Source organism: Cyanobacterium sp. Dongsha4 (genome assembly GCF_036345015.1).
Classification (GTDB): domain Bacteria; phylum Cyanobacteriota; class Cyanobacteriia; order Cyanobacteriales; family Cyanobacteriaceae; genus PCC-10605.
This window is the reverse complement of record NZ_CP084098.1, coordinates 3,188,403-3,205,518: the sequence shown is the minus strand read 5'-3', so window position 1 is coordinate 3,205,518 and position 17,116 is coordinate 3,188,403. Positions and strand designations below refer to the sequence as shown.

The following is a 17,116-nucleotide window of genomic DNA, read 5'->3' as shown; positions in this document are numbered from 1 at the left end:
ATGATTTTATCTTTAAATATTTAATTAATACTGAGAAAATTCTATTCGAGGCGATCGCCCGGACAAATGGGGGGATTATAATCAATACATTCAGGCTTTAAAGTTCTGACTAAATGAATAAAATTTTCTGCATTTTTACCAGTAATATTTAGGGCAGAAATGGTTTCTTTTTGAGGATTGTCCACATAGTGAATAGTAATATTTTCCTCACCAGATGAGCCAAATTTTTTCAATGTATCACGAGCAAATTGACAAGTCCAAGAATATTCACCCATATAAACTTTACCGCCTTCAGCCTCATAATTCCAAGTAAATTTATACTCAGGTTCTCTATCTCGGCAAAAATGTTCTGATACCTCAATCATTTTAGCAAGATGTAATTCATAAAGTCTTAAACCATCCTTGACAGGAGTTACCGTTGTTTTATCTTCCACCCGAAAAGTAGCCGCGCGTCCTGTAAAATCACCTCCAGCACCAGCTATATTTATATAGGCATTGTTAACTGGAATAGCAGAAACAGGATTACAATAAGCAATTAAACCAGCTAAAGCCCATAAATGTTTTTTAATCATGTCTAAAATTAACATTAACCAACAATTTTAAAAGAGACGAAAAACTTATTGAGAAACTTCCCCGTTTTTATTAAATTTTCGTTAATTACTAATTACTACTTATTTCTTCAATACTTTTGTTATCCCCCATAAACTGCCGCATCGGGAATTATAATAAATAACTTGTTATCAATGCCTATGTACCATTCATCATCACTTTTACCCCAATTCAAATCGCCGTTATAGGTAGAAGTCACATTTCCATTTTTAAAGTCGTACTGAACTTCGTAACCATTGGGATATAAAACTACAACTGAAGCATTACCATTGCCTCTACGTACGATTCCTCCCGGACACTGCTGACCATGATTTGTATCACCGACAGAACATTTAAAATAAGCAGTAGCGTTATAGTAGTCACCAATTTTATAGGGATTTTTTGGTAAATCAGCAATCAAGTTTTGAGTAAACTTTTCTTCAGATATGTTGACATCAGGATTTTGTATAGTTAATGCTTTTAAATTATTTGCTGGTTTAAAAGACATAAATAATCCAATAAATGCGCTGAGTAAAAAGAAATAAATACTATTATTCATGATAATAATTTCCCCCTGATAATTACTGATAAATAAGAGTTTATCCTATTTTTCAATCATTATATAAAATGTAAATTGAAAAAAATAAAATTTTATATTTCTTTAATATTTATGATAATTAAAATTCATATTTGATAGCACAATATATAGCAATTTTCATATTTATGAAGTGCAGTTTTTTATGCCATTGCAAAAGTGCCTATTCCTCATTTCCAAATACGGATAATGGGTATAACTCAGCATTCAGATAAACGATATTGTTGCTAACAAAATAGACACACCTGAATAATCTTTGGAAAAAATGGGTCATCAACTTATTATTTCTTTACATTTTTTAATAGATAAATATAGAAAAGTTTACATTTTTTTTAATGTTTAAGATAAATAAAATATTCTGGTATATTAATCAAAATCTAAGCTACTGTGAAAATATGAGAACCATAAAAAAGCTAAATAATAATTAAATTCTCAGAGAAAAAACTGTCTCATTAATTTCTCATCGAAAAATAGAAAAGGAGTATAAAGTATGAATGATAGGGTAGAAACTCCTGCCAGAAATGTGGCAATTGTCGGTCCTTATTCTAGTGGAAAAACCACTTTGTTAGAAAGTTTATTATTCGTTTCAGGGGCAATTAATCGAAAAGGACGTGTCGAAGATGGTAATACCATGGGAGATAATTCCATCGAAGCAAAAAACAGGCAAATGAGCGTGGAAGTCAGCTCAGCTTATACAGAATACGAAAATATAAATTTTACCTTTCTCGATTGTCCGGGTTCAGTGGAATTTATGCAGGAAACTTACAATGCTTTAGTGGGAGCAGGTACGGCAGTAATTGTCTGTGAACCTTCTGTTAGTAAGGTTTTGACTCTTGCACCTTTGTTTAAATTCCTTGATGATTGGCAAATTCCCCATCTAGTTTATATCAATAAGATGGATCGATCGCAAGATGATTTTATGGATGTTTTAAATGCCATTAAAGATGTATCTAGTCGTCCTCTTGTACCGCAACAGTATCCCGTTAAACAGGATCATGATATTATCGGCTATATTGATTTAATTACAGAACAAGCATACCATTACCATCAGGGAGCAGAAGCGGATATAGTGGCTTTTCCTGAAGATTTAAGGGAATTTGAAGCACACGCCAGACAGGAAATGTTAGAAACTCTCGCTGATTTTGATGATTATTTATTAGCGGAGTTGATTGACGATATTGAACCTTCTAAAGAAGAAATTTTAAAGGATTTAAAAGAGGATTTAAGTGCAGATTTGATTGTGCCCGTTTTCTTTGGTATAGCAAAAGAAGATTATGGAGTGCGTCCACTACTAGATTGTCTCATAAAAGAAGCCCCTGATCCCAGTATAACCGCCGAAAGGAGAGGATTAGAAACTGTTACCCATAGTCCTGTTATTGCTCAGGTGTTAAAAACTTATTACAGTACCCAAGGAGGAAGGTTATCTTTAGTGCGGGTGTGGCAAGGAAAAATTACAGATGGTATGACTCTTAATGGGGTCAGAGTGGGCGGTATTTACCGTTTAATGGGAGGACAACAAAAATCTCAAAATATAGCAGAAGTGGGAGAAATCGTTGCTCTAGCAAGGTTAGAAGGGATAAAAACAGGGGATACCCTCACTGATTCTGACAAAGAAATCAAGCCCTTACCAAAAGCGAATTTAATTCCTCCTGTATATGCCCAAGCAGTGACAGCAGAACATCGTCGGGATGAAGTGAAAATTTCAGGTGCGATCGCAAAAATCTTAGAAGAAGATCCCTCTCTCAAATGGGAACAAGACGAAAACACCCATGAAGTAATACTTTGGGGACAAGGAGCAATTCATTTACAGGTAACACTAGAGCGATTAAGCAATAAATATAACCTGTCTATGGTGGCACAAAATCCCAAAATTCCCTACAAGGAAACTATCCGCAAATCCACGCAAATTCACGGACGTTACAAGCATCAAAGTGGAGGTCATGGGGCATTTGGAGATGTTTACTTAGACATCAAACCTCTAGCAAGGGGCGAAGGTTTTCAATTCCATGAAACCATTGTCGGAGGAGTTGTTCCTAAACAGTATATTCCGGGGGTAGAAACAGGAGTTAGAGAATATTTACAACAAGGTCCTTTAGGTTATCCTGTGGTGGATGTGGATGTAACCCTTACCGATGGCTCTTATCACTCTGTAGATAGTTCTGAACAGGCTTTTAAACAAGCCGCCCGTATTGCCATGACAGAGGGAATTGTACAATGTGATCCTATTTTACTTGAACCTGTTTTATTGGTGGACATTTTCACTCCCAATGAATTTACATCAAAAGTTTTGCAACTGGTTTCTGCCCATCGGGGACAAATTCTTGGTTATGACGGTGTGGGAGATTGGAAAAACTGGGATCAAGTCAATGCTTATCTTCCCCAAGGAGAAATGCAAGATTTTATTATTGAATTGCGATCGCTTTCTTTGGGAGTAGGCTTTTTTAACTGGCAATATGACCACTTAGAAATAGTCCCTGACAAGGTTTCTCATCAAGTCTTAGCGGCTTAAAAACGGTTAGGTGTCAGGTTGCAGGTGTCAGGTTTCAGGTGTTAGAGTTTTAGGAGATTGGGATGTTAGGGGAAAATTTCTTTTTTATCTTTTTTTATCTTTTTTTATCTGAACTCTGAACTCCGAACTCCGAACTCCGAACTCAAATTATTGCCCTTTTAAAATCTATTTGCCCTCCGCTTTTTTTTCCCAATCTGCAATATTCCATGTTTTAAAATCCCAAGGAGTTAAATTTACTCCAAATAAATTATTACTAACTCCCACCACATCCGCACGATGAATGAGGGGAATTACCGCCGCTTCTTCTACCAATAAATCATTCATTTGTTTGAATATTTCCGCCCTTTTCTCTGGATTCAATTCTTTTGTTGCCTTCTGCCAAAGTTGATCATATTCAGGATTACAATAGCGAGAGTAATTATCTCCAGACCAATTATTGCTTTTTTGAGGAATATTATCACAAGTATGATTTTTTAAATAAGCGATCGGATCAGGGCTTAAGTTGCCTGTTGTAAACATTTGAACATCGGCAGAAAATTTTTCCAGCGTATCACTATTACTAGGATCACTGGAAAATAGTACACTAGCATCAACACTTTTTAATTCCACTCCCACCCCTAAAGATTGCCAGTTTTGTTTAACAATAGCTTGAGTTTTTTGCCGTAAAGGATTAACAGAGGTTTGAAAAACAATCTTCATTTCTACGCCATTTTTATCTCTGATGCCATCTCCATTGGTGTCTTTCCATCCTGCTTCATCTAACAGTTGAGCCGCTTTTTCAGGATTATACTTCATCGAATTTGCTGAAGATACATATTCTTCTGGTGCAACAATATAATTATTCGTTGCTTTTCCCGTCACACCATACAACTGGTTAGCAATAGTTTCTTTATCCACTGCCATTGCTAAGGCTTGTCTAACTCTTATGTCAGAAAAGAAAGGATGGGGATATTGTAAACTGGATTTTTCTCCTTCATTTGTACTACGATTTGGATCGGTAAAATTAAAGATAATTCTTTCACTCAAAGACCCAAAATTAGCCACTAATTGACCTTTTCCACTCTTTTGGAGACTTTCGAGGATATTTGCCTCAACCTGTAAATTATGAGCAAAATCAGCCTCTCCTGTTTGTAACACAGCCCTAGCGGCAGACGTGGCATCTCCTCCGCCCTTAATTTCAATTTGTTCAAAACTCAATTTTTCTGGTTGGCGGTAGTAGGAGTTGGGTTGATAAATAACAGAATCCCCCGGTTTAAATTGTACTACCTTATAAGCCCCCGTTCCTACGGGCATAAGGTTATAAGGTGCTTCCCGCACATTTGCACCATTGTATTGGGCATATAAATGTTGAGGTAAAATTAAACCTGCACCTCCCACAAATACTGAATACCAGGCGGGGGTAATTTCTTTAAATGAAACTTTGACGGTGTAGTCATCTAATGCCTCTACTTTATCAACGATGGCATAATCTCCAGCATTAACACTGCCCACTTGAGGATTAGTAATGAATTCGTAAGTAAAAACTACATCTTTAGCAGTGAAAGGTTGACTATCAGACCATTTTACATCTTTTTTTAATTTCCAGACTACAGATTTTCCATCTTCGGCAATACCTCCATTGTCCAGAGTTGGTATTTCTTGAGCTAGTATGGGTATAAGTTTGCCTTCTTTGTCAAAAGATGCTAAAGGTTCAAGGGTAAGACGACTAGCCTCTGAATCTTTAAATCCTGTGGAGAGATGAGGATTTAGAATTGTCGGGGCTTGCCAATAAAGTAATTTTGCTTGTTTTAAATTATTGATATTGGAAGACTGAGAATTGGAATTACAAGCAATGAGGGCTAAACTGCCCAGACAAATAGTAAGATAACTAGAAAGTCTTTTCAATTTCTTCATAATCAATAACTAAGCAAAATTTTTACCCCATTTTAATCAGATTTTGTCCACTTTATTGCTTTAATCAATACTGGGAAGATAGATTTTAAACGTACTACCTTGAGATAAAATGCTTTCTACAGTTATTTTCCCCCCGTGGTGAATGGCTATCTTTTCCGCAATGGCTAATCCTAATCCACTGCCTTCTTTCCTCTTTATTCTTCCCTCTTCTCCTCGCCAAAATCTTTGAAAAATATTGTTTAGCTCTTGTGGATTTATTCCAATACCCGTATCTTGTATGGTTATAATTATCCAATTTAATTCTTGTTTGAGACTAAAAGTTACTTTTCCTCCTTGGGGAGTATATTGCAAAGCATTTGTGAGAATATTGGTTAAAAGTCTTTGTAAATGCGAGGCGTTACCCATAACCCAAATATTAGGAGTTATGTAAGATTTCAAACTTATTTGTCGTGACTCGGCTTCTATATATAGCAAGTCTAATAAATCCTCGCAAATTTCATCAAGGGGTAGTTTAATAAAGAGTTTTTCTTTTTCTGTCGTTTCTTTATCCATTCGGGCGAGTAATAGTAAGTCATTTACCAAAATTCTCATTTCTTCGGTTGCTGAAACTATGGTTTGAATTTTATGCAAATTATCTTCACTGATTTTCCCTTGGTTATTTAAAACTAATTCGGCAGATGTTTTTATTACTGTTAATGGGGTGCGCAATTCGTGAGAAGCATCGGCAGTAAATTGTTTTAATTCTTGGAAACTAGCAACAATAGGTTGTAATGATTGTTTTGTTAGGAAAAATGCACCTCCCGTTGTCAAAATAAGGGCAAATCCTCCTCCCAAAATTAAACTTATTTTTAACCAGAATAGATTATTATTAAGTAAACTTGTTGATTCTATAACTTTTATATAGCCGATAATTTGATTATTTTGGTTATTTCTAATGGGTAAGATTAAGGAAAATAAATGATTTTTTTCATCATAATATTTAGTTATTTTATCGTCGGCAAATTCCTTAATATTTAATTTTAAATCTCCTTCTCTAACTAATACTTGTTTTTTTTCATTTAACCATTGTATTGCAATATCTTCATTGGCAAAGAAATAAGGATTTTTTTTATATATGTTGATATTTTTTTGCGTAAAATTTGTATTGTCTTCACTTTGATGAATTAGGTCTTGTAAAGTTAAGTTTAAATCCTCTGAATTAAAATATTCTTCATGTTCATGTTTTATGAAATCTAGGATTAAACCTGCTTTTTTTGCACCTTTTAAAGCATTATTTTCAAATTGTCTATATAAATTACGAGAAATAATTTGATGAATAATTACACTTGTGGAAGCTAAAATGGCTATCATTACCGCTAGATAAGATAACATCAATTTTGATTTAATTTGTTGAAATTTATGGGCAATCATAGGAGTTTAAACGATAACCAACGCCGTAAATATTTTCAATTATATTTGTTTTTAATCCTGCTAATTTAAGTTTTTTTCTAATCCCTTTAATATGGGCTTTGACTGTTTCTTCTTGAGGTATTTCTTCCATTGACCATAGTTGATCTATAATTATTTCTTTAGTTAAGGTGCGATCGCAGTTTCTGAAGAGTAGTTCTAATAATTGATATTCTTTTGGACTTAAATTAACTAGATTATTTTGATATTTTACTTCATATTTATTAGGATCTAAAACCAAATCACCCCAAGTAAAAAGAGTGTTTAAATGATTATTATTTCTTCTTAATAAAGCTCTTATTCTTGCTAATAATAATTGTAGGTCAAAAGGCTTGATAATATAATCGTCTGCTCCTGCATCTAATCCCGTCACTTGATCTAAATTAGTATCCCTTGCCGTTAACATAAGAATTAATGATTGACATTGATTTTTTCTTAGTTTTTGACAAACAGTAATTCCATCCATTTTAGGTAGGCTTAAATCAAGAATAATCAAATCATAATTTCCTATTTCTGCCAAATCATAACCCGTTTCTCCATCATAAGCTATTTCTACAACATGATTATTACTTCTCAAAAATTGTGCTAAATTATTAGCTATTCTAAAATCATCTTCTACTATTAATATTTTCATAGATTTGGCTCTATGACTTCTCTTTTTGATAAGTTATTGGTTAGTTTTGGCAACAATTAACAATTAAAAATTAATCAATTATCACCTTAAATTTGCAACCTGACATTTACTTATTATTTGGTTTTGGTGAATTAACCTGAGTTCGGAGTTCGGAGTTCGGAGTTCGGAGTTAAAAGTAATAATTATTGACAAAAAAGCTGAATAAATTGATTTTAAATGAGTTTTTCCTAAATTTAATAATTTTTTATTCCAAAATTGGCTCGATGATAACTCTCAACGCTTTATTTTTCGATACTTTTTTCATCGAACTCAGGTAATTAAGCTATAATTTCTAGTTTAGATCAGGAATGGGGAATAGGCAATCTTGCAATGGAAATAATATTTTTAGTGTTGGACATACCGAGTAATTCAACTATATTTTACTGCATAATTAAGCAACATCGTTATTTATTACTTATTAATTAAGTGCAAACTATGAAATATAAATTTGGGTATAATTATACTTTAAATTTTTCATTTATTAAGAATAATAAGCTACCCAAAAATAGAGATAATTAACCTACCTCAAAAGCCACACCTTCTAACGTAAATTGAGAGGAATAGTTAGCCAGAATATTATTTTTTTCTTGTTCTAAAACAAATAAATATGTACCAGGATTATTTATACTTTGAAAACGATAAACATCTTCTCCTTGATTAGCATTCACACCGAGAACATAAAAAGCTATTCCTTCATTTTTAAAGTTAGTATAATTTTGAGAGATATTTTGCTTTTCTTCTTCCCCAACATATAAATAAGTGCCTGGAATATCTTTATTTGCCATACGATAAATCGCTTCTAAATTATTGGCTGGATTATTAGCAACACGAAAAGCAAACCCCTCTTCTATAAAAGTTTCTCCATAATTATTGCGGATACCATGAGATTCTGTTTCACCAGCAAAAAGATATGTACCATTTATATTGCGGTTCTGAAAGCGATAAACTGGAGTATTAAAAAGTGAATCTCTGTTATTGTCACTGTTTTCACTTTCTGTGTTTATATTATTAATGTTTGGTATTTCTTGTTGTCTATTATCATCAACATTTCCATAATCATCATAGCTATCATCTAAATCATTGCTAGAATCATCATAGCTATAGTTATTAAAAAGCTCTTTAGTTAATACAGGTGAACCATCTTGACGGGTGATTGACATAGCATCGAAATCATCATTATCATAAATTCCCGTTACTGTTACAGTTTCCTCCACTGTTAAATCTAAGGTAAGAGAATCTCGCAAGTCTGCATCTACCCTAACTCTACCCTGTGAGGTTTCTAAGATAAATTCATCATTGTCAAACATCGCCCCTACTATTCCCGTAATTTCTGACACAGAACCGCTATAGGAGTTATTATGATTATAATCGAAGGTGCGATCGAAATCTTCCATATTGTCATCTTGCCAATCTTCCCCCCTAAAATTACCAGTTAATACAGGTGAACCATCTTGACGGATGATTGACATGGCATCGAAATCATCATCATCATAAATTCCTGTTACTGTCACAGTTTCCCCCACTGTTAAATCTAAGGTAAGAGAATCTCGCAAGTCTGCATCTACCCTAACTCTACCCTGTGAGGTTTCCAAGATAAACTCATCATTGTCAAATATCCTCCCCACTATTCCCGTAATTTCAGAAATTGATGAATAATTTTCACTCATGGATTTTATTTAACCTCTTTATGTTTTATGGTTGAATAGTCCAAGTTTAAAAAATAAAAGTGAAAATCTAGGGAAGAAAAATCAAGAATTAAGGCTTTATTATTTTGGGTATGTAAATTATTAGTTAGGTTTAAGGTAGGCAACAGACAAAAGTCAAGGGCTGTATCAGCACAGGGTAAGGGGCAAACCTCTCTGTGTCTCCCCTTATAAAGAAACCCCCTTTTCGAGCAGGGTTTTTTCAAAGTAGTGGTAAAATTAGAAGTAAAGATGGATTTTTTGTTTATTTAAAATAAGCTATGAACATCTTATTTCAGTTTTTTTCCTTTATCAAAGATTTTTGCTCAAAGAAAGGACAAAGATATAACCTATCTACTATTTTAACTATTATTTTCTCTAGTTTTTGTTGTGGTTGTTCTACATATCAAGAGATTTAAAAGAATATAAGCGGAGAATAAAGTGTAAAAATAGTCAAAATAAAATATCATTAATAACAAGCATAATTATTAATTTTTTAAGAATCATAGATTTTGAATCCATAAAAGAGACAATAGATTGGTGGGGAAAAAATGGAAGATACTATTATTACTAAATCCTGAGATAATTTAGAAGTAAAAGTCAATAATGATCAAAAGGATAGAAAAGAAGAAAGTCTATAGTGTATTAAAAACAAGATATACAGAAATAAACATGGGAAAAAAGAAAAAATAAAGACAGAAAAATTAAAACAAAATAAAACTCAAACTCAGGTTTTCATTTTGGTGTAAAATTCTAACAAAATAGTCTTGTTAGCTCATGCTCAATATTTCTCAAGTTATAGCTTCTGAATTATCCCTCAATCTCAAAAATGTGGACAGTGCCTTAGAATTATTTAATGAAGGTGCAACCATTCCCTTTATCGCTCGTTACCGCAAGGAACGTACTGGATCACTCAATGAGATACAATTAAGGGATATTCAAGAGCGTTTTAATTATCTGCAAGAATTAGAGCAAAGAAAACAATTTATCCTAGATGCGATCGCATCTCAAAATCAACTCAGTGACGCTTTAAAGGCTCAAATTACCGCCTGTTTACAAAAAAATGAACTTGAAGACCTTTACCTCCCCTACAAGCCCAAAAAGAGAACCCGTGCTACTATTGCTAGAGAAAAAGGGTTAACTCCCCTTGTAGAATGGATTAAAAGCCTTAACAATGGTCAAAGTAAGGCAATATCTTTGAATAAAGAAGCAGAAAAATATATCTCCGATGACGTTAAAAGTAGTGAAGAAGCCTTAAACAGTGCAAAAGATATTCTAGCGGAAGAAATCGCCGAAAAAGCGGAATTAAGAGCCTATTTAAGAGAATTTATCCTTGATTATGGTAGTTTTACCTCTCAGATAAAAAAAGACTACCCCGAAGGAAGCACAAAATATGAGATGTATCGCAGTTTTACCTGTAAATTCACCAAAATCGCACCCCATAATATTCTTGCCTTATATCGTGGGGAAGGGGAAAAAATCCTCAGTTTAGACGTTGATTTTGAGGAAGAAAGGGTAATTAACTATATAGAGTCAAAGATAATCAAGACAAAAAACCCTGAAATTAGGCAATTTTACCAAGAAACTATCAAAGATAGCTTTAATCGTCTGTTAAAACCTGCTTTACTGCGTGATGTGCGTTCAGAAATGAAAATATGGGCTGATGGAGAGTCAATTAAAACCTTTGAGGCGAATTTGCGAGAATTGTTACTGTCTCCTCCTGCGGGAATGAAACCAACAATGGGCATTGATCCCGGATTTCGTACAGGTTGCAAAGTAGCGATTCTTTCCGAAACAGGGCAATTTTTAGAGTATCAGGCAATTTTTCCCCATAATGGAGCAGAAAAAAGGAATCTTGCTAAAAATGCCTTAAAAAAACTCATCCAAAAATATCATATCGCTTTAATTGCCATTGGTAACGGCACTGCTTCACGGGAAACCGATGAGTTTGTCACGGAGGTGTTAAAGGAGATTGACACGAAACCTATTAAGGTGATGGTGAATGAGTCGGGTGCGTCTATTTATTCCGCTAGTGATGTGGCGATTAGTGAATTTCCTGATTTGGATGTCACCGTCAGAGGTGCGATTAGTATTGGTAGAAGGTTACAAGATCCTCTCGCTGAATTGGTGAAAATTGATCCGAAATCCATTGGGGTAGGGCAATATCAACACGATGTAGATCAAAAATTGTTGAAACAAAAGTTAGAAGAAACCGTCGAAAGTTGTGTTAATTATGTGGGAGTTGATTTGAATACTGCTTCTAAGGAATTGTTAGTTTTTGTCTCTGGAATTAATGGCACTATTGCGAATAATATCGTACAGTATCGCAATGAAAAAGGGGCATTTAAAAACAGAAAAGAATTACTGAAAGTCAAGAAATTAGGAGCGAAAACCTTTGAATTAGCAGGAGGATTTTTACGGATTCGAGAGGGAGATAACCCTTTAGATAATACCTCAGTGCATCCAGAAAGTTATCACATTGTCAAAAAAATTTCTAGTGATTTAAAAGTACCTTTAACGGAAATTAATCAACTTAATCAACATCTGAAAAAGTTAGATTTAAAACAGTATATAACTGACGAAATTGGCTTCCCTACCCTAGAAGATATTATTCAGGAATTAGAAAAACCGGGGCGCGATCGACGTGCTGAATTTCAATATGCTACTTTTAAGGAAGGTGTCACGGAAATTAGTGATTTAAAGGAAGGTATGATTTTAGAGGGAGTTGTCACTAACGTGGTTAATTTTGGTGCTTTTGTGGATATAGGAGTGCATCAAGATGGTTTAGTACATATATCCCAAATGTGCGATCGCTTCGTGAGTGATGTTACAGAGGTTGTAAAAGTTGGGCAGGTTGTAAAAGTAAGAGTGTTAGAGGTTAACGAAAACCTGAAACGCATCGCTTTATCTATGAAGAATTAATGATTATTACCAGAAAACATTAAAACCATCATTCTAAAGTTTTTTTCTAAATAAAACACTTTAATTTCTATTAAATATTAATAGTAGTTTGTAACCAAAACATCTAATTATTGACTCGTTACTTTAAGTATTTTTTCTCGATTTCGTTTATTTGCAACTTGATTTGTTTTTGCCATGAATTTAAACCTAGTTTACGGGATAAAAAATCGGCTATAAACAACGATAATCCTAGTCTATTAAGCCTAAATTTAACTCTATATAACCAATCTTCTATTTTTAATTGTTGACGCTGAAATTGATCTGGATTAATAGAAGGTAAATTACTTAATTCATAGCCCTTATCAACTAATAAAAAGCCTACTTTGGATTCAACTAATTGAATTTCTAAATCAGAAAGTTTCTTTTTCCATTGTTGTATTAATTTCGGATCAGGAGTGCTATAAGTGGTATTTTCATCATAATTTAACATTTGTTCATGATAATCAAGCCCCATAAAATTGCAAACAAAAGTTAGAATCTTAACAGGATCTTTAATTAAGTCCTCATAGCGAATTTCAATATATCGATCAGGAGAAATCTTGTTTTTTAATTTATCCCAAAGTATTTCCGCTTCTAACCAGCGATCGCACCCATACCATACATTACCACTCCAGCCCATACCAATACAAGAACGAGCTACATCACGGGGGTCCCGAATTAAATGGATAAAACAAGCGTCATTCCAAATAGATAAGATGCGATCAAAGTGACGATGTACCGTTGCACCGATAATTTTATGTTCAGTGGGGTTATATATTTGTAAGAGAAAGCTATCAACTAATTCGGAATAATCTAAATTTTTATCAATAGAAAACTCCATAGATTGAAAAATACGATGAGTTTCCAACCAATCATAATAAGCATTTAAAGACGGAAACTGACCATTATCTGTGACCAAATCAACTGAGTATTCAAACTCTTGCACCCACGAGATTTCAGGGTGATGATTCAACATCAAACGCAGCAAGGTTGTACCAGATCTTTCTGCACCAACTAAGAAAAAAGGTTTTCTGATCATAAATTTATCTTTGATTTTGATTATTACTATTGTTTAAGTTAACCTGAGTTTTGGTTAAGCAGATTGAGGTAAAATCCATTCTAAGGGAAAGTGGGGCTTTTTTGGTTGATGACAATATGCGGTTAACCCACGTAATATATTGACACAAAAATTTATTGGTGAACGATGACCAGAATGTTCTATTTGTGATATATTTTCGAGCTGATCATTTATTGTTTCGACAATCACTCGTTTCCGAGATAAAAGTTTGTCATGAAGTCTCATTAATTTGTTCTTCATATTACCTCTGGGTTTGGCAAAAAACTCAATGCCAACAAAATCTTTCAGTAGCTTTGTAGCTAATTTTTGTGAGACATAACCTCTATAACCCTCTTTTGTCAGTTTCCGATTTTAACTATTATTAAATATTTTCAAGTGGCTTGGTAACTAAGGCTAAAAATATACTACATGATTAAATTTCTTAATTTAAAGTTTTGATTGATTTTATAGTATTAAAGATTCTATCGATCAATTGATATACCATAGTTCCAGAATCCAGAAATTGCAAATGTTTGCGGAGTTTGACAAAAGAGGGATAAATGGGAAGTTTGGGAAAAGCCCAAGTCCAAGATTGTTGAACGTGATTAAGATAAAAATGTTTGAAATTACGGTAATGATTTTGGTGAAAAGCAATGAGAATAGTCATAATTTCACTTAAACACAGACTTTTAGTTCGAACACGTTGGACAGCACCATGAGAGATAAGTTTTTGTTGCCATTGAGGTTCAAATTGTTGGCAGAAATCATCGACATGACAAAATAAATAATCTAAATTAAACATAGGGCAATAGTTAGTTGATGGTTTGCTATACTCAGCTTACTATCTGCCTGTTTTCTTATCCAAAACTGAGGTTTTTATAAATAATACCAGTTTCCCATTGACAAAAATCACTTAATGTGGATTGGATAAACTTGTAAAAATATAGATCCCCTTGATTTACCCAGAACAAAATTAGAACACGATAGCAAAAGCCAGATTAGTTAGGACATTTTTAAATTTCTAATTGTCATTAATTGAAATCACCAACTGTAATTAACGCTATAAACTTTTTTGAACAAGAAAATCGACGATCCAAAAAACATCAACATAACAACGGCTAAAGAAATAATGCTTGGTACTCCAAATACGTCCAACGTATCTTTCAAAGGCAAAACTAAGTCTTGGGTGATGAAAAAAGGAAAAGCCAAAATACCGATGCTGGAAAAAAACTGGAAGACAAATTTATATTTTGGAGGAAATTGATTATACTTAGCTAAAACTTGTTGAATAAATCTTAAACCGATCATAATTAGACCTGTATAAAATAACCAAGTCCAAATCCAGATCGGACGAGGCCATATCCACCAACTTTCAAACATTCCACCATGAGATGATGTCACAAAAGCAGCACCAACCAAGGCAAGACCAATCCATAGAAAATCAAGGGGTATAGGATTTTTCTCCATGTTTTCTCTAATTCTTATGCCAATGCCAATGCCACCCAGTGTACCAGCTACTAAGTTAAAATAGCTATACTTTGCAGAAATTAAAATCTTACCTAATTCTATCAAACCTTCCTGTCGATATGATGATAACGGCTGAAATATGTAATAGTAAGAACAGTAGAGAAAAACACTTAGACAAATAGCAACCACGGATGGGTTCCTAAATTTGCTTAGTAGTTTAAACCATAAACTTATGGTTGCAGTTATCAATAAATAATAACTTATTACTGAATAAAAAGAATTGGTTATATCTGTAAACGTGTTCAATTCTCCTTGTAAAAATTTAGCAGTAATTTCGGTTATAGCTAAAATTAGAACACCGCCAATCAATAAATTTAAAGTGGTAGATACTACTTTCTGGAAGCGTTGACGATCATTTTGATAGACAGAAAACAAAGAATAACCAGTAGAAACTCCGTAAATAACCGCAAATCCAGGAGTTCCCGCCGCAAAAAGATTGGCAATAAAAGGAGCGAGAGTTGAACCTATTACTTCGGGTAGTTTGTTGAAAAAACCCTCTGACCAGTGTCCCATTATAACACACAAAACTAAAATGCCTCTAATTATATTAATATTCATTCCTGTTTGCGTATAAACATTAGAAATGGTATGAGACACTTTGAGATTTTCGGTATTTTGAGATTCTTCGATGCGCATAGCTAATTCTCGGACTGTTAAACCTTGTAACATTCCCTTGACTATATCCCTTGAAATTCCCAATTGTTCCATTTTTACCATTACAGAAATGGCGGTTAAAGAATCTCCTCCCATTTGGAAAAAGTTACTATTTATGTCAATTTTATCCACTCCTAAAACTTCCTTCCACACCTTAATAATTTCTTTTTCACTCTCAGAAATTAAATTATTTTCTTTATCCTGTTGTTGAGATTCTGTTCTATGTTCTACGATATTTGACTCAAATAGTTTCGTAATTTCTTTTCTCTTGATTTTTCCTGTTGCGGTACTAGGAAAACTATCTAACTCCATGACTTTTACCGCATCTGCACTATGAATATTATACTGTGCGATCGCATCCACTGCCGCATTTTTAACATCCCCCCGATTTAAACCAGAATCTTCAAGTATCGCCACTAAAATGGCTTCACCTCTCATGACATCAGCAACCTTTGTTACGACAATGCCCGATTGAATCTTGAGTTTTTCTCGAATATATCTTTCAATCTCATCAGGAGGTATTTTGAACCCACCACAGTTAATTAAATCATCAGCTCTACCTAAATAATATAAGTAGTCATCCTCTATTTTACCGAAATCCCCTGTCGTTAACCATCCTTGCTCATCGGTATTGTTAATTTCCACTCCATTAACTAGAAGAGTTTGTGCAACATGAGGTCCTTTAATCATGATTTTACCTTCTTCGGAGATTTTGATTTTTGTTTGTCCATAAACGTTGCCAACGGATTCGAGATATTTTCCTTCTGTTTGATCTATTCTTAAAAAAGTAGTTCTTGAGGCTTCTGTTAAACCATAATGTTGTACAATCGTTGCTTGAGGAAAAAGATGACATAATTTTTCTTTTTCTTTCTGACTCATGTATTGACTACCAATCTCAATCCATTTAACATTTTTCGTCTCATGGCCAAAAATATCCTGACACTGAAACAATGAACGCCATAAGCTCGGCACTGCTGAAATAGCATTAATTGCTCCGTCTAAAAGCATATCTCTAATTTCCAAAGGATTAAAACCGTTCTCAGGGAGATAAAATTCCCCTCCAGCCGTAGCTACTGCACGACATCTTCCAAAACCGAAAGAGTAATTTACTGGGACGCCTACATATTCTCTTATACTAGAGTCCACACTCATTATTTCATTAAGTCTTGAAACCACATCGTTAAGTGCTTCATGGGTAAGTATAACTCCTTTCGGTTGTCCTGTGGTTCCGGAAGTAAAAGCAATTTGAGCAATATTATTATCATGACGGGGGTGGAGTTTAAGTTTACTCCATCCAAACTCTATTTTGGGACTAATTATTTTCGATACTCCTGTATCATTTATTCTTTTTTCATCTTCTTTACTGTTGAGAAGAACGACGATGTAATCATTTTGGTAACTCTGAAAAATATTCTTAACAAAGTCAAGAGAATTAACGGAGACGATCCCTGTAACTTTCCTGTTGCCTGACCACGTTGATCTATATTCTGTTGGGTTATTTTCGAAAAACGTCATAGTATTTACAATGCTTTATTTTAAAATAAATTTACGT

Annotated in this window: 10 protein-coding genes and 2 pseudogenes; 2 read left to right on the top strand and 10 right to left on the bottom strand. The window is 33.8% G+C overall.

The window, feature by feature from the left end; translation table 11 throughout:
- Positions 1-41: 41 nt before the first annotated feature.
- Positions 42-587 carry a hypothetical protein gene (locus Dongsha4_RS13715; protein WP_330202913.1) on the bottom strand — a complete coding sequence of 182 codons (546 nt, stop codon included), beginning with the start codon at positions 585-587 and terminating at the stop codon, positions 42-44.
- A gap of 104 nt (positions 588-691) precedes the next feature.
- Positions 692-1,096 carry a hypothetical protein gene (locus tag Dongsha4_RS13710; protein WP_330202912.1) on the bottom strand — a complete coding sequence of 135 codons (405 nt, stop codon included), beginning with the start codon at positions 1,094-1,096 and terminating at the stop codon, positions 692-694.
- Between the two features lie 577 nt (positions 1,097-1,673).
- Between Dongsha4_RS13710 and Dongsha4_RS13705 the strand changes: the two genes are divergently transcribed.
- Entirely contained in the window at positions 1,674-3,692 is a 2,019-nt protein-coding gene (locus Dongsha4_RS13705; protein WP_330202911.1) for an elongation factor G, read from the top strand.
- A gap of 165 nt (positions 3,693-3,857) precedes the next feature.
- Here the strand turns inward: Dongsha4_RS13705 and Dongsha4_RS13700 are convergent, their stop codons facing one another.
- The 4 genes from Dongsha4_RS13700 to Dongsha4_RS13685 form a co-directional block, all read right to left on the bottom strand.
- Entirely contained in the window at positions 3,858-5,585 is a 1,728-nt protein-coding gene (locus tag Dongsha4_RS13700; protein ID WP_330202910.1) for a peptide ABC transporter substrate-binding protein, read from the bottom strand.
- Between the two features lie 60 nt (positions 5,586-5,645).
- Positions 5,646-6,956: a HAMP domain-containing sensor histidine kinase gene (locus Dongsha4_RS13695; protein ID WP_330202909.1), complete on the bottom strand. Its 1,311-nt coding sequence runs from the start codon at positions 6,954-6,956 to the stop codon at positions 5,646-5,648.
- A gap of 25 nt (positions 6,957-6,981) precedes the next feature.
- Positions 6,982-7,665: a response regulator transcription factor gene (locus Dongsha4_RS13690; RefSeq protein ID WP_330202908.1), complete on the bottom strand. Its 684-nt coding sequence runs from the start codon at positions 7,663-7,665 to the stop codon at positions 6,982-6,984.
- A 554-nt stretch (positions 7,666-8,219) separates the two neighbouring features.
- Positions 8,220-9,371, bottom strand: a complete 1,152-nt coding sequence (locus Dongsha4_RS13685) for a hypothetical protein (RefSeq protein ID WP_330202907.1) — start codon at positions 9,369-9,371, stop codon at positions 8,220-8,222.
- A gap of 792 nt (positions 9,372-10,163) precedes the next feature.
- Here Dongsha4_RS13685 and Dongsha4_RS13680 point away from each other — a divergent pair.
- Positions 10,164-12,308: a Tex family protein gene (locus tag Dongsha4_RS13680; protein WP_330202906.1), complete on the top strand. Its 2,145-nt coding sequence runs from the start codon at positions 10,164-10,166 to the stop codon at positions 12,306-12,308.
- Between the two features lie 118 nt (positions 12,309-12,426).
- On the opposite strand, the gene Dongsha4_RS13675 is transcribed toward Dongsha4_RS13680, so the two are convergent.
- The 4 genes and pseudogenes from Dongsha4_RS13675 to Dongsha4_RS13660 form a co-directional block, all read right to left on the bottom strand.
- The gene (locus tag Dongsha4_RS13675) at positions 12,427-13,365 is read right to left on the bottom strand and encodes a sulfotransferase (protein ID WP_330202905.1); all 939 of its coding nucleotides are present in this window, start codon (positions 13,363-13,365) and stop codon (positions 12,427-12,429) included.
- Positions 13,366-13,419: 54 nt separating this feature from the next.
- Positions 13,420-13,728: pseudogene (locus tag Dongsha4_RS13670) on the bottom strand (transposase); the annotation flags it as partial.
- Positions 13,729-13,927: 199 nt separating this feature from the next.
- Positions 13,928-14,185, bottom strand: a pseudogene (locus Dongsha4_RS13665) (IS982 family transposase); the annotation flags it as partial.
- 239 nt (positions 14,186-14,424) lie between these two features.
- Positions 14,425-17,079 (bottom strand): AMP-binding protein, encoded by a 2,655-nt coding sequence (locus Dongsha4_RS13660; protein WP_330202904.1) that lies wholly within the window; start codon positions 17,077-17,079, stop codon positions 14,425-14,427.
- Positions 17,080-17,116: the final 37 nt, after the last annotated feature.

Excerpts from the sequence above, each read along its gene's own strand:
- Dongsha4_RS13660 (WP_330202904.1), bottom strand. The coding sequence starts at position 17,079 with ATGACGTTTTTCGAAAATAACCCAACAGAATATAGATCAACGTGGTCA.
- Dongsha4_RS13685 (WP_330202907.1), bottom strand. The coding sequence starts at position 9,371 with ATGAGTGAAAATTATTCATCAATTTCTGAAATTACGGGAATAGTGGGG.
- Dongsha4_RS13680 (WP_330202906.1), top strand. The coding sequence starts at position 10,164 with ATGCTCAATATTTCTCAAGTTATAGCTTCTGAATTATCCCTCAATCTC.
- Dongsha4_RS13705 (WP_330202911.1), top strand. The coding sequence starts at position 1,674 with ATGAATGATAGGGTAGAAACTCCTGCCAGAAATGTGGCAATTGTCGGT.
- Dongsha4_RS13690 (WP_330202908.1), bottom strand. The coding sequence starts at position 7,665 with ATGAAAATATTAATAGTAGAAGATGATTTTAGAATAGCTAATAATTTA.
- Dongsha4_RS13675 (WP_330202905.1), bottom strand. The coding sequence starts at position 13,365 with ATGATCAGAAAACCTTTTTTCTTAGTTGGTGCAGAAAGATCTGGTACA.
- Dongsha4_RS13715 (WP_330202913.1), bottom strand. The coding sequence starts at position 587 with ATGTTAATTTTAGACATGATTAAAAAACATTTATGGGCTTTAGCTGGT.
- Dongsha4_RS13695 (WP_330202909.1), bottom strand. The coding sequence starts at position 6,956 with ATGTTATCTTATCTAGCGGTAATGATAGCCATTTTAGCTTCCACAAGT.
- Dongsha4_RS13710 (WP_330202912.1), bottom strand. The coding sequence starts at position 1,096 with ATGTCTTTTAAACCAGCAAATAATTTAAAAGCATTAACTATACAAAAT.
- Dongsha4_RS13700 (WP_330202910.1), bottom strand. The coding sequence starts at position 5,585 with ATGAAGAAATTGAAAAGACTTTCTAGTTATCTTACTATTTGTCTGGGC.